General features: G+C 59.0%; 9 protein-coding genes and 1 pseudogene. 5 read left to right on the forward strand and 5 right to left on the reverse strand.

Annotated features, from left to right (window positions below):
• Window positions 1-192: 192 nt before the first annotated feature.
• Complete coding sequence (locus FJW04_RS19445; protein ID WP_015316698.1) at window positions 193-510, reverse strand: YMGG-like glycine zipper-containing protein; 318 nt, start codon at window positions 508-510, stop codon at window positions 193-195.
• Window positions 511-657: 147 nt separating this feature from the next.
• Entirely contained in the window at window positions 658-999 is a 342-nt protein-coding gene (locus FJW04_RS19450; protein ID WP_140716099.1) for a hypothetical protein, read from the reverse strand.
• Between the two features lie 214 nt (window positions 1,000-1,213).
• Here FJW04_RS19450 and FJW04_RS29990 point away from each other — a divergent pair, with 214 nt between their 5' ends.
• Window positions 1,214-1,513 (forward strand): hypothetical protein, encoded by a 300-nt coding sequence (locus FJW04_RS29990; protein ID WP_181172993.1) that lies wholly within the window; start codon window positions 1,214-1,216, stop codon window positions 1,511-1,513.
• A 363-nt stretch (window positions 1,514-1,876) separates the two neighbouring features.
• On the opposite strand, the gene FJW04_RS19460 is transcribed toward FJW04_RS29990, so the two are convergent.
• Window positions 1,877-2,710, reverse strand: a complete 834-nt coding sequence (locus FJW04_RS19460) for a Ku protein (RefSeq protein WP_140620467.1) — start codon at window positions 2,708-2,710, stop codon at window positions 1,877-1,879.
• A 1,158-nt stretch (window positions 2,711-3,868) separates the two neighbouring features.
• Between FJW04_RS19460 and FJW04_RS19465 the strand changes: the two genes are divergently transcribed.
• The 3 genes and pseudogenes from FJW04_RS19465 to FJW04_RS19485 all read left to right on the forward strand — a co-directional run.
• Window positions 3,869-4,732 carry a YihY/virulence factor BrkB family protein gene (locus tag FJW04_RS19465; protein ID WP_140661278.1) on the forward strand — a complete coding sequence of 288 codons (864 nt, stop codon included), beginning with the start codon at window positions 3,869-3,871 and terminating at the stop codon, window positions 4,730-4,732.
• A gap of 1,542 nt (window positions 4,733-6,274) precedes the next feature.
• Window positions 6,275-6,505 (forward strand): DUF6074 family protein, encoded by a 231-nt coding sequence (locus tag FJW04_RS30400; protein ID WP_140661279.1) that lies wholly within the window; start codon window positions 6,275-6,277, stop codon window positions 6,503-6,505.
• 1,843 nt (window positions 6,506-8,348) lie between these two features.
• Window positions 8,349-8,853, forward strand: a pseudogene (locus tag FJW04_RS19485) (transposase); the annotation flags it as partial.
• 724 nt (window positions 8,854-9,577) lie between these two features.
• On the opposite strand, the gene FJW04_RS19490 reads toward FJW04_RS19485, so the two are convergent.
• Entirely contained in the window at window positions 9,578-10,684 is a 1,107-nt protein-coding gene (locus tag FJW04_RS19490; protein WP_140716101.1) for a PAS domain S-box protein, read from the reverse strand.
• Between the two features lie 162 nt (window positions 10,685-10,846).
• Window positions 10,847-11,065 (reverse strand): DUF768 domain-containing protein, encoded by a 219-nt coding sequence (locus FJW04_RS19495; protein WP_140661282.1) that lies wholly within the window; start codon window positions 11,063-11,065, stop codon window positions 10,847-10,849.
• A 1,686-nt stretch (window positions 11,066-12,751) separates the two neighbouring features.
• On the opposite strand from FJW04_RS19495, the gene FJW04_RS19505 reads away from it, so the two are divergent.
• A complete protein-coding gene (locus FJW04_RS19505; RefSeq protein WP_181172994.1) occupies window positions 12,752-13,291 on the forward strand; it encodes a methyltransferase domain-containing protein in 540 nt (179 codons plus the stop codon).
• Window positions 13,292-13,305: the final 14 nt, after the last annotated feature.

The raw sequence follows: 13,305 nt of genomic DNA on the forward strand, positions 1-13,305 counted from the left end.
GGCCCTTGCGCAAATCGTAACATCGCATTGGCCCAGGACCTGATTGGCTCACAATGGCCAAGCAAATCCCGACCAGATACCCAGTCAACCGCCTCGCATGTGCCCCCCTGTGCAGGCATAGCGGTGTCTCTGTTCATCCGCCACAGATGCGTGGCGCATTAACATACCATCGAGCGAGCCTACCGCGCCTTCTCAATAATTGCCGTTGTAGTACCGGTCATCGCACGGCGCGGTGTAAATTCGGCCGTAGCGGTCCTGGTACCGGCAGAGCTGATCCTCACGACGCTGCGGGGTGGTGGCGGAGCCGACCACTGCTCCTAGCAACGCGCCGCCGGCCGCGCCGATCACGGTGCTCTTCGTGTTGCCGCCAATAGCCTGGCCGACCAGGGCGCCGCCGGCGCCGCCCAGCAGAGCGCCCGTAGTTGCCCGCTGCTGGCCTTCCGTCTGCGTTTCGCAGCCTGCCAGAGCTGCCGTCATCAGGACAGCCAAAACCGCTTTGTTGAGTCTCATCTGAGGAACCTCCTTGAGGCCGCGAGGGCCGATCGCGCCAAGTGCTGCGGCATTGCGGCGGAACGGCGGCGGGCTGTCTCACGAAGTGAGACATGGTTTCTCGCTGGTTGAACGTTGATCTAAAACGGGCCCTAATCAGCCAGATTGTTAGGCACGACGTTCCCGTGCCGGTGCTGACAGTTTCCCTGATTGGCGCCGGTCCGGCCATTTTCCCAGCAGCGGCGTTGCATTGCTCTCAATCACCGACGTGCCGAATATTGGGATGAGCGACGGCTCTTCAGCCTTTTTCCTACCTCCAGTTTTCAGCGCTGCGATTTCTTCATCGCGCCTCGTGATGCGGCTTTCCAAGTTCGCGATGCGCTCGGTTAGAAAGTAGCGGCCGGCGACGAATCCTCCGCTCCCGAACAGAACTGAAAAGGTGGCAAACGCTATGGGGTTGCCGATGACCAATGCGGCATTCGTTTGGAAGAAGGCGATCAGGTCGTGCATGTTGAACATCCTCTTGGGTTCCGGAGGGTGGAGTTCCGGTCCGAACGACCACGTCCTTCGAACTAGCCTCGCCGCCGCCGTTTTTGGCGCCCGGCACAAGCCTCTCCTGCTCATCTGCTTTCAGGAATAAGGAATATTCCTGTCTCGTCAAGGCCAATCCTTGACCTTTTGTTCTTATTTTGTTCACTGCTGGCCCATGACAGGAAGGCGAACGATGAGACTTCAGCTGGAGATCGAAGGAGGTTCCTCAACAGAGGAGCAGCGCGCCATCGAGGCTGCTAAGGCTGTGTTTGCGGCGGCGCGCATCTCGTCCGAGCAGGCAGCAGATGGGATGTCCGCGGTTGAAACTTGGGGCGATGCAGGCTGTCACGACGATCAAGCTCCCGTGCAGGACGAGGATATGGATGGGTGCCAACAAGGCCGCGATCGAGTTGTTGGATTGATGTGGGACTGCGATCCGCCTTCTCAGAAAGAGCCGAACTCATCGTCGTCGTGGCATTCGACCGCGGCCTAGATAGAGAACTGTTCACGGGTTACGGCCCGACTGATCAGCAAAGCGAGGAGCGGGTGATTAGGATCGCCAAGGCGCTCGCCTCGAAGCATGTCGGCGTGATTGCCTGAAGCCGAGATGCGGACGCTGCATTGGGCGACTACGGCCCACAACCCTCTTCGTCATCGCCGATGCCAGACATGGAATAAGCCCAGTCACTTTTGCGCCGCGCCTCCCGGGCGGAGTTGGCACGGCAGGAACCGGTCCCATCAAAATATCGCTGGGGGCGCGTATGACTGGAGCCGGACGAATATCGTGCCGCGGCAGACCCGGTTCCGTAGGTGGCCTGCGAGGTTCTACGGCAACAGAGCAGATCGGCTTCGCGCGCTACGCAGCATCCCTACCCGATTTTCGGCCCTTGGATTTGGTGCCGCCCTTGATGCCTTCCTTGGCAAGGCTCTTGCGAAGCACCGAGGCCAGGTCGATGACGTTTTCTTTTGGCGCCGGCGCCGGCTTGGGCGGTGCTTTGCCCTTGCGCTTGGCGTCGATCATGGCAATCAACGCATCCTCGTACGTGTCTTCGAACTTCGACGGATCGAACTTGGTGACTTTCTTGTCGATCAACAGCCCGGCTATTTCAAGAAGGTCTTCATCGTATTTGGGGCTTTCCAAGCCATTGAACACGGTCTTTTCCGACGTCATCTCGTCGTGAGTGCGCAGCTCGGTCAGCAGCATCCCCTTCTGGAAGGGCTGGATCAGCACCTCGCGCCCGCGCTGATAGAGCACCACGCAAGAGCGCGCGGCCACGCGCTTGTTCGCCATCGCGTCACGAAGAACCGAAAAGGCTTCGAGCGAGGCGCCGTCCGCCGGGATCAGATAATAGGGCTTTTCCAGATATCGAGTGTCGACATCCTCAATTGCGACAAATGAATCCACCTCAAGTGTGTGGGCCGATGTCAGCTTGAGCTTCTTGATCTCATCGGGCTCGATCTTGATGAAATGGTCCTTGTCTACCTCGTAACCCTTGACCTGGTCCTCGCCCTCGACGACATCGCCAGTCTCTTCGTCGACATAAGCGCTTTTGACGGGCAGCCCATCTTTCCGGTTCAGTATCTTGAAATGGATCTTCGAGGCCTCGCTGGTTGCACCGACCATCTTCACGCCGCACGAAACCGACCCGATCTTCAGGAAGCCTTTCCAAACCGCGCGGGGTGCCGCCATGACATCGCTCCTTGTCTGCCGTCAGTAAGAACACACGAAGTCGCCACCTGTTCCGTCGGCGCACCCCGGCTCCGCTACTCGGTCGCCGCCATCGGGCTGGTAATTACGACAGCGCGGACATCCCGGGGAATGCTGTGGACCGGTAGACGACCGCGTTCGCGCATGCGCGGCCGCGACCGGCGCTGCCGGTGATGTGCCCACCGTGCAACCTCATTTAAGTCAGCTCGAGCCAAGCGTAAGCCGGCCTCTCCGCGCCTGTACATGGCGCATCGACTGACCAAGTCCCCAGTCGGGTTTCCCTTGCAGCATGCGAATGGCCACCGCCTATACAGATCCGCTTTCAACGCTCTAACCGGCGGTGTTAGAGACGTGGAGCGGGGTTCAGAAGTCCTAATGCCGGCAGTGTCTTGACGCCAGCAAGGTGTTCGAGCTGCATCAAAACGGCGTCCACCAGGAGTGCAGCGGCTCCAGATGACCTGCCCAGTGTCGCGGAAACAGCCGCCTTAAGGGCGATCCCTGTCCGAAGAGATCGGTGGAAACGCGGCGGGCGAGTGCCAGGTCGTGTGCGGCCCGATTTTTCGGAGGCGCTAACATTGGTGATTCCGCTGGAGCAGCTTTCCGTGTTTGTTCGCAAACGGAAAATAGGCCGCCGTAGCGGAGCCTCAAAATGATGGACCGCATACGCCGGGTCGGAGGAAGTTTCGAGGCCGCAATGATCTTGATCATGGCCCTAGCAGCAATCGGAATCGTCTTGGTCATCACCACCGACATTTTGTGAGTTCTCAGACCTCATGGCCCTGGGCAGCGTTCGCTCGCTCGTCGAGTTGCGTTCCCAAACTGGTGGCTCGCAGACCTGATCTTGTCAGCACCGAAACTGGCAAAATGTCGAAACCCGGCAGCTACGCCTCGCCGTATCACTCCGGCGGACGCGCCGGCGTGATCGCCCTCCATGGGGTTCTCCGGCGCCATTGCACCGCACTGGGCTAACTCGACAGGAACAATCAACCGATCTTCTTGTTTGACGGCGATCGCGGTTGACCATCTGCCCTTTGCGCTGCCGCGGAACAAAATCCACAGGTGGCCGAGCCTGGAGACGGTCACCGCGCGGGGCGAAACTTCTGATCGTTCAGGTTTCGTAATCGGTAGCGGGAAAAAGAGATGCTGGACAAGACCTGGCGAATTACGAAATCGAGTGTGGCCGGCTTCATCGGCGACAGCGCTTTCAGTCATGGCGCCGCAATGGCGTTCTTCGCCGTGACCTCTCTGGGACCCATTCTGTTGTTGGTCGTGGCCGTAGCAGGCCTGGTATTTGGCCAAAGCGCCGCGCGCGATGCCGTCGCGGGACAATTGACGGGCCTGATGGGCGGTCAAAGCGCGGATGTCATACAAAGCGTACTGCAAAGTGCCTCCAACCGGTCGTCTGGTGCCATCGCCACGATTGTAGGCCTGGTGACATTGTTGCTGACAGCGTCGGGCGTGTTCGGTGAGATGCAGACCGCCTTGAATGAGATCTGGAAAGCAAAGCCCCAGGGGGGCTCCGTCTCTCGCTTAATCCGTGCACGGACGGCCAGCTTGGGACTGGTGATCGCCCTTGGCTTCTTGCTGATCGTTTCTCTTGCTGTGAGCGCCGCCATTACCGCGCTAGGCGACACGATAAATCGGCTTTTGCCGTTCGGATCAATCTTGATCGAAGGGCTGAATGTCTTGATTTCCTACCTGCTGATAGCAGTGCTCTTCGCCGCCATCTACAAGGTCCTGCCGGACCGCCATCTGGAGTGGCGCGACGTGTGGTTCGGAGCGTTTGTGACGGCCGCGCTGTTCACGGCTGGCAAGAGCCTGATCGGCTTGTACTTGGGTAGCAGCGCGATGGGATCGTCATTCGGAGCCGCCAGCGCGTTGATCATTGTGCTGCTCTGGATCTACTACTCCTCGCTAATTTTTCTTCTTGGTGCCGAATTCACTCACGCCTACTCTTTTGAACATGGAAGCCGGCGACCCTTGGGTGAGGCTTCATCGGGTTGAGCCACGGCCGCAGAGCGGCCGGATACGGGGCGAAGACGCGATTGGCAAAAGTGCGGGATTGTTGTTCCTGGAGCGAAGTCGGATCGCCAGGGCTACGAACCATCGACTTCGCCATGGGCGACCCAGGAACCACCCGTCGTTTTCGGACCCGTCGCCAGCGGTCCCCCCGCGATACTGACACGGGTTCGAGACGACGCATGGCACAGCGGGCCTTCGTCACTTACTCTCCTATGACCCCATCGAACATGTTGCCCTACGCCTCAACGCTCAGCCTCCGGAAAAGCCGAACTGGAACCTAAACGCACAGGGCTGGTTTGATGGCAAGAAAGGAGACCTCCATGATACGCTTACTCGTTCAATTCGGCGCTCTCTGTCTGGCGTACAATTTCGGCAAACAAATTGGCCGTGAGCAGGGCCGTCTTTCACCAACGGGCCAACCGCGACGCCGCTCCTTTTCGGAGGCGGGTGCCGCGCAGACTGGTGAGCGCAACGAACAAGGTTAGCCGCTTGCAGACTGCGCCCACCTGCGAACCGCGCAGCGCTTCTGAGGGACCACGCGACGTCGGGCCTCATGCTGGACGAGAAACCTTAGCGGCATGGCGCTCCGCGAGATTGCCCGGCAACTGATCGGGCGGGCATTGGGCGGGCTTTGCACGAGTGTCAGCGCGACGAGGGCCAACGGTGCCTCCTCAACCTGGTAATTGCAGAACGTCCGACAGTAATTACACCCCCACAGTCAATCCGCACTGTCAGCTTGTCGGCTTTGCGATCGATACGGATGATATCCCCGACGAGAACGACCTCATCTCCAGCGCGGGTTTTGGGTGGCGGGTCGACCGAATAGGGTTGACCATAAGACGGAATGTTTACTTGGGCACGTCCAAGATATCAATGCCGGCAAACTGACTTGGTTGCGTGAAATCGTAAGTCTCTCTCATCGCCCCGGTGAGGCCGAGCACCCTCTCCCCGGAGGGGCACAATGCGCGCGGTTAGGGAACTCCAACGCTCCTGATTGACCGCCCGCGATCCAGGAACTCACAAGCGCGCGCGGTAATCGCCCGGGCGCCGTGGACGTCGTACATGTCACCCCGAGCACCGCGTTTTCTTTCCAACTCGTCTTTTCGCGGCAGCTACATGCCACTTCCTGCGAACAAACGCGGTTTCGATCCTAGCAGCCAGGCTGCCATTGCCGCGTTAGGCGCTTTGCGCCAGATAGGCCACGGTCGCAGTCCCACAGCAGAGCCGTGGTGAGGTCATTCAAGTGATCTTCTCTGAATGTGGCAGCGAAGCGACCGTTACATTCTCTTCGCCGCAAGGGCTTCGCCGTGCCGACGATCACGTCTTGACGGATTGGGTTGGCGGCCGCTGCATGCCTTCGGCGCCGGCCCGGCGGGTTCCTGACCACAACGGGGCCACGGAGTCTGTTAGGGGTTATGAAAGCAGTGGATAGTTGCCGAGCAGAGGTGTTCCGGCACGGACTGTTGTTTTAGTCTGCCTCGCCGGATTAATACCCAAGGCGGCCATGCTCGAACGGTTTAGCCCATGTCAGTTTCTGCCTTTCCTGTCAGCCGAGAGCGTGCATCGGTTATGATCGTCGCCGACGCAATAGCTCGGCTTCCGAATGACGAAGCGGCCGAGCTTTGGTTGGAAACGGCTACGCATCTGTTGTCAGTCGCGATTGAACGCGGAGATGACACAGACCAGGCGCGCACTGAGGTCGTTCGGTTCTTCGATGCGGTTCAACGGATGCGAACCACGGTTTCATCAAAATAGATGGAGACGACAATCGTAGGCTGTGAAAAGCCTACAACTATGAACAGTCTCGTTTCGCACATAGTTGGCGTTTACCGGTGCCCAGGCATCCCAGCATTTGTCTGCGTGAGAGAGGGAACCAGGTGCAGTTACCTATCGCAGGACGTTTACAGAGCGTCTGGATACCAGCCCGAATTCGAGGGGCTGCCTTGGGAATCGGAATACCGGGCCGCCAGAAACCCGACAATCTTAGCAACCGATGATACGAAGCGGTAAGTGCCTAACCATACCATCATGGAACCAAGCCCAATCCGGCAGGTTCACCAACGTTATGCCGCTATACTTCTTCGACACGATTGAGAATGGACAGATCACCCGCGATGATCTGGGTGTCGAGATGAGTCCGTGCGACATGCGCGAGGAAGCGAAGCGGCTACTGCCTGCAATCGTGGCAGACCACCCGCTCCCGGCAGACTCAACGATTTTGCGGTATGGGTCCGCGACAAGTCCGGGTGCTGTGTCTATGAGGCGAGCTTAACGCTAATCACAAGGACGCTGCTTGCGCCAGCGTAGGCCGCCCAGGCTTTTTGGCCGAACCCTGGTGTCACCTGTAGGTCGTCCAAACGTTGCATGACGCAGCTTTTCTCGCGCTCGGACCTTTCCACGCCTGACAAGGTTTAGCCGTTAGCGTTGTCATTCGGACTGGTCCGCCGAGCTTTCCTTGCATGGTTTTCGCAAGCGCTTTTGTTTGCCGGCCTTGAAAGCGCCGAAGGCGCGCCGGGCGCAGCAGTCCGTCGCCATGAGCACCATGGCAGGCCTGCCGGACTCGCGCTGCACTCCATCGGTCGCGTTTTGATTATCCGGCAGTTCATCTTTGGCCCAGTGCGATAGGGGCTGGTGCGACGCTTGGCGACCATGCCTTGGTTGACGAGGTGAAAGACAAGTCCACCTCCAGTGCGGGGAAACACACAGCCCCGCGGTCCTCCGAGGCATCGGAGCCCACCAGGGAGAGCACTCATGAGTCGACATGGAATGGTTCAGCCTTCAGCTCAGGCACTCAGCCGCCAGCATCGACGCACGTCTATGGTGATGATCCACTCCAGCAGAGCCGGGCCCGGCCGCCCACCGGTCCCGACAACGTCCGGGCAACTATTTTTGCGCTTTGGCCATTTTCGGGCGGTGCGTTCTACGGGGCTCCGTTCGACTATGGCGGCCGCTATTGCGGCCCGCGCTGCCACAGTGACTATCCTGGTTATATGGCTCGGTATCCGCACCGCTACTCTAGGCATCACCACCGCCATTGCCGGGTCAAGCTGTTGCACCGGGACCATTACCAACTGGGTGTTGGAACGCGTGCAAATTTGCCCTTACTGACGGCCCGCCTCGGCTTCACTGATTTCTCTCGGTTAACTGGCCCCTCGTTACTTTGGTCGCGCCGATCACCGCCAAGCGACGTGTTCGACGTGCGAAGTCCATCGACAGGCGGCAATTGCGTAAAACGGTGGCCGCCACGGCACAATGAGCGCAAGTGACATGAGCGGAGGATGGGAATGATCATCTTGGCTGGCCAGCCGCCCGGCTGAGACGAGGGTCCCCGAAACACTACGGGCAAGTTGCTATTCCTATCCGAATCTGCTCTCCTCTTCCAAGGACCAGTCGCAACGCAGTTTGCTGAATCCATGGTCCCTGTCCTTGATGGCGACCGACGTTTCCCCCGCCCCCCAACCGGCGTCGGTCGCCCTGCTCTTTGGGCAGTTCAATCGCCGATGGCCATGGTTTCCGAGAACGCGGCAGACCTTGACCTGCCACTGAGAATTTCCTCCATCTGAGATTAGAGTCCGGCCCTTGATCGAAGGACGGACTGATGAAGAGAAAGCGGTTCACGGAAGAGCAGATCATTGCGGTTCTGCGCGAGCGGAGGCGGGAGCGAAGGCGGGCGATTTGGCTCGCAAGCACGGGGTCTCGGAGGCGACGCTGTATAATTGGAAGGCGAAGTATGGCGGGATGGACGTGTCCGACGCCAAGCGCCTGAAGGCCTTGGAAGATGAGAATGCCAAGCTGAAGAAGCTGCTCGCAGACCAGATGCTCGAAGCCTCGGCGCTGCGTGAGCTTCTGTCAAAAAAATGGTAGGGCCCGCCGCCAAGCGCGAAGCCGTTGCGCATCTGCAGGCCGTCATGGGCCTGTCGGAGCGTCGGGCCTGTTCCTTTGTGGGCGCTGATCGCAAGATGATCCGCTACCAGTCCCGGCGTCCGCCCGAGACGGAGCTGCGGGGTCGGCTGCGTGACCTCGCCAACGAGCGCCGACGCTTCGGCTACCGGCGGCTGTTCATCCTGCTCAGGCGCGAGGGCGAGGCACCAAGCATGAGCAGGAGGCAGTGCTTGAGGCTCACACCGCTAACCGCCAGATTGCATCGTAGTGATGCCTGTTCAAGTCACGGCATTCGAGATTACAACTCCGCCCTCCCCCCGCCGCCAGCCAAAGGATATGGAACGATGCTAAGTGGAGCTGTCACATCCCCCGTGCCTTGGGGATGCGCGTCGCCAACCTTCGAGCCCGAATGCAGGCGGCCGAGATCACTGAAGACGAATTAATGGCCTTCCAGAAAGTCGTCGCGATCATGGAAAACGGACTAGGCCGTATCGATGGCGACGATCTTATCGCGGCCTCCTTCGTCGACGATCTTTCGCCGGAGAACGTAGCCGACCACGCCGACATTCAGCCGACTTTGACTCCCGTGCCGAAGCAGCGACAAAGTCGCAGGCGAACTTGTGGCAGCGGAATCGCCCACGTACAGATCGCCGTCATGGGACCCGACCGCGACGAGTTGCTGGCTAGGGGGGCGCTCCAGCTGCCATTCTTGCGGCGGTGTTCAGGCCCGCTTGGACCTTTCGGGATTGACGCTCAGAGTGCGGGTTCTCGTCGACAGCACTTGCTAGGTGGCTTGCGCCAGCATTGCTGGCGGGCTGATCGGATTAATGTGAGCTGCGACGTTGAAGTCTCGCAGGGGGCGTCTCTGCTCCTTGCGACCTCATGCAGCGCCGAAGTTCGATGTTCCTCGTATGCAATGCTGGCCGAAAACTGGCGCACAGTGGTTTATTTTTTGAGCCCTGACAGAGGCACACGCATGGAGATTACCAACCCACCGGCCGCCCAGTCGCGCGAAATTGTGCCGTCGAGCCCAGCAATGGTTGCTTGCTCAAGCTGGGTACCGAAGCCCGAGCTGTGAGCAGGTCCATAAATCTCCGGACCTCCGGTTTCGCTCCAGATCAGAAGAAGGCTTTTGGCATCAATCATACTCAGAACATCCAATTTCCCTCCAGCGCTTGCGAAACAACCGTGTTTGGCCGCATTGGTCGCGAACTCGCTGATAATCAGCGCCAGCGATGTCATGGCACTGCTTCCGAGGGGGACATCTACCCCCTTGATGCTTGTCCCGATCTGGGGCGCATTTTTGTACGGCGCAAGAACCGCGTTGAGCAGTGCCAAGAGGGTCGTCTTGCGTTGAATTTCGGCGTCGTCCCGGAGGTCTGCCAAGATAAGATCATGGGCACGGGCCAGTGAGGCCAGCCGGTCTCGCATGTCGCCTGCCAACTCGGCCGCACTGCTCGCTGACCGCTCACTCACCGACACCAAAGCCGACGCGACAGAAAAAAGATTCTTCACTCGGTGATTCATTTCCCTCAGCAGCAGCTTTCGCCGTTTCTCGTTTCGCCTCCTCTCGGAAATATCCCTCGCGATCTTGGATGCGCCCAGAATTGTGCCACCATTCCCCAGAACAGGCGAGACAGTCACCGAAACCTCGACCAGGCTGCCGTCTTTGCGCTTCCGAATGGTGTCAAAATGTTCGACGCGCTCGCCCCGACGTATCCTCTCCAGAATGGCATCTTCCTCTTGCCGTCGATCTTCGGGAATCAGGATGAGTATCGATTGCCCGACGGCTTCTTCGGCCGAAAAACCGAAGATACGTTCGGCGCCGGTATTCCAACTGGTGATGATGCCTTCAATCGTCTTACTCAGGATCGCGTCGGTAGAGCTCTCGACGATGGAAGCAAGCCAAGCGCGTGCGTCTTCACTGCCCTTAGCGCCGATTTCTTCATCGGGCGGAGGCGGCACCAAATAGAGAGGCACAGCGGCTGGACCAATGTCACCCTGACCGAAACGCAAAAATCCATTCCTCTTGGCAGGCAAATGAACGGGCATCCGATTTCCTTGCTTCCAGAAAAATGGAAGCGTCGAACCGCGATAGCAAGTCTGCAGAGCGTCCCCAAAGCGAAAACTTGCAGTTAATTGTCGTGGAGAACGATCATGAAGGCCGCCAAGGTGACGGCGGATCAAAGGGACTCACCCGAAGGAACTACAGGATCATTGGTTCGGGGTGGTCGGTGAAGAGCAGGCTGCGGTCAGCAAATACAGTTTGGTCGGCCGGGATGGGCGTTCCGAGCACCCTTTCACATAGCTGCCGGTCGCTTCGATCTCGGTACTGCTGACCCCGATCGCCTTGGCCGCGGAGAAAAGATTGTGGATTGCGGCGGCCACCGAGATCACGTCTGGACTGGCCAAGCCTGACAAATTGCTGCTCACTCACTTGTCCACAAAATTGACGCCGGGAGTGCTCATGCAGCCCTCAGGCGACGAACGTAAGCGAAGCTTCGTTATTTCGGTGACACGCAGCCAGTTTTTTACCTTGTGCCTCAATGTGACCGGCCGGCCGAGGTGTGCTTCTGCCGCTTTGAATGGCACCTGGGCCATGACCTGCGAAGACACAACCGACCCGCCGGCCATGATCTCAACTCGATACTCGGCCACTCACGCCCCCGCGATTGTTACCCCACCGCGATATAATTAGTTCGAGCTAAAATGGTTCCGGAACTTCGGCGGAGCCAGATGTTGCAGCCCGCGTGGAAAGGCCCATTTGACCAGGGCGGCTCGGTGGCTTGATCTCGCAGGGCAAACCGCCGAGCCTAACTGGCAACGGTTGCCAGCTTATGTGAAATTAGCATCGTGGCCATTGGCCGGCGTCGTTCAAACACACGAGCAAAGAAGACAACGCGGCGTTAGGTTCCAGTGTCGCGCGTAGCGGCACCCACCCTGAAAACTTCAAGCTTCTCGCTGTAAGAGAGCCTTACCCTTTCGCCGCATCGCTTGCAGGTGAACGTCGTTACGGACTTGACCCAGGAGCCTTTCCTGACCAGTGGGTTTTTGCAGCTCGGACACTGGAAGGTCAGGTTTTTGTCAAGCAGCTGATTGGATAGAGCCATCTCATCTTCTCCCAAGATGAAGTGGCCGTGCAAGACTGGTGCCAAAAATGTGCGTATTAGAACGACACAATTGGCGGCGGATCGGGAGTCTTGCCAGGAGTCAATGTGAGGCTGGGCACTCTCGGCAGTCGAATCACTGCCTGGCCATCCCAGTTGGTAGCGGCCGCACCGGTCTCGGCGCAACCAGGCGCGCGTGCGCGAAGCTCCTGGGATCGTCTCCCGATAGATTTCACTACTTCGTCCGACACGTCACCTTTGGAGGGCCGCCTACACTATTGTTCCGGCTGAGCCTACTGGCGTGTGTCTCTGGGGCATTCTTTGAACTCGCAGGCTGGACTGGAACCAAACCGGAAAATAAGTCTTTCCCAAGGGAAGGGCTACAACGGACCCGACACAATAGATGGACATTTCGAACTGGAACTAGCCAAGGCCAGACTGAGTGTGAGCCAAGCAGAGTCGGAACTGAAACGTGTCGAGCGGACAAGCGCTAGGCGTGGGTATCGATCTCGCCCTCTGCGACACGATAGGAGGCGCCCAGCGCCGCGTCAATGAAGCAAGAGAGCACCTGGCGAGGATCAAGGTCGGCGATTCACCTGAGGTTTGCCCACGCGGGCACGGAGGCTAGTTCGTCAGGATAAGCGGTTCGGTGGATTGATCGCGCATCGGCAGGAAGACCGAGCTTAACCGGCAACCGCATCGCTTATCATCTTTCCCAGCTGAGCCTCAGATGTGCGCCATCTGCCCCCAAAGGCGCAATTGGAAGCAATTCGGATGCGACGGCTCCGTCAACTCTGGATCACAATGGCACTTCGAGTTTTGCCGCAAAATTGCCGCCCACGGCAAAGCCCGACTGCGGCGTGTAGCCGGCGGATCAACTACTAATCGGTTGCCGGCAACCCGTGAAGCGCCCTATCATCGGCACGGGGTTGGGAATGTGATGGCGCCGAGGTTCATAGCAAAACAGCTTTCTTGGCCGGCTGGGTTCGGCGGATGGCTCGTCCGAGCCGGTATGAACCGGGGCAACGCCCGCCTGAACAGCTACGCTCTCGACCAATTGCAGTTGGTTCCTGAAGACCGAGTGCTGGAAGTCGGATTCGGCGGCGGCGCAGCACTGCCGCGACTCGTTCTTGGCGCATCATTCGTCTGCGGTGTTGACCGCTCTCAGGATGTGACGAGCGCAGCCGCTCGCAAATTTGCCGATGCGGTGCGCGCCGGACGAGCCGAGTTTCACGTCGGGGCGGTTGAAAAACTGCCGTTGCGGGATGCGACATTCGACAAAGCCCTCAGCGTTCACACCGTATACTTCTGGGAAAGCCTCAAGGCCGGATCTTCGGAATTGGCACGAGTACTCACGCCTGGCGGGCGAATCGTGTTGGGCTTCCTTCCCAAGGCACGTATGGATCGGATGAACATGCCAGCAGATATCTTCACCCCACGTGAGCCTGACGAGATCATCGCTGCTTTGCAAGGAGTGGGGTTCAACGAGACGGAGCTTCGAAAACCGAACACGGAAACGGCATGGGCCGTCGCGACAGGTGTGCGAAGCTGAGCTGTCCGCGCCGA

This window comes from Mesorhizobium sp. B2-7-3 (assembly GCF_006440715.1).
In the GTDB taxonomy this organism is placed as follows: domain Bacteria; phylum Pseudomonadota; class Alphaproteobacteria; order Rhizobiales; family Rhizobiaceae; genus Mesorhizobium; species Mesorhizobium australicum.

What these genes read in the sequence shown, in the direction of transcription:
- FJW04_RS19445 (WP_015316698.1), bottom strand. Translation starts at nt 510, where the DNA reads ATGAGACTCAACAAAGCGGTTTTGGCTGTCCTGATGACGGCAGCTCTG.
- FJW04_RS19450 (WP_140716099.1), bottom strand. Translation starts at nt 999, where the DNA reads ATGCACGACCTGATCGCCTTCTTCCAAACGAATGCCGCATTGGTCATC.
- FJW04_RS29990 (WP_181172993.1), top strand. Translation starts at nt 1,214, where the DNA reads ATGAGACTTCAGCTGGAGATCGAAGGAGGTTCCTCAACAGAGGAGCAG.
- FJW04_RS19460 (WP_140620467.1), bottom strand. Translation starts at nt 2,710, where the DNA reads ATGGCGGCACCCCGCGCGGTTTGGAAAGGCTTCCTGAAGATCGGGTCG.
- FJW04_RS19465 (WP_140661278.1), top strand. Translation starts at nt 3,869, where the DNA reads ATGCTGGACAAGACCTGGCGAATTACGAAATCGAGTGTGGCCGGCTTC.
- FJW04_RS30400 (WP_140661279.1), top strand. Translation starts at nt 6,275, where the DNA reads ATGTCAGTTTCTGCCTTTCCTGTCAGCCGAGAGCGTGCATCGGTTATG.
- FJW04_RS19490 (WP_140716101.1), bottom strand. Translation starts at nt 10,684, where the DNA reads ATGCCCGTTCATTTGCCTGCCAAGAGGAATGGATTTTTGCGTTTCGGT.
- FJW04_RS19505 (WP_181172994.1), top strand. Translation starts at nt 12,752, where the DNA reads ATGAACCGGGGCAACGCCCGCCTGAACAGCTACGCTCTCGACCAATTG.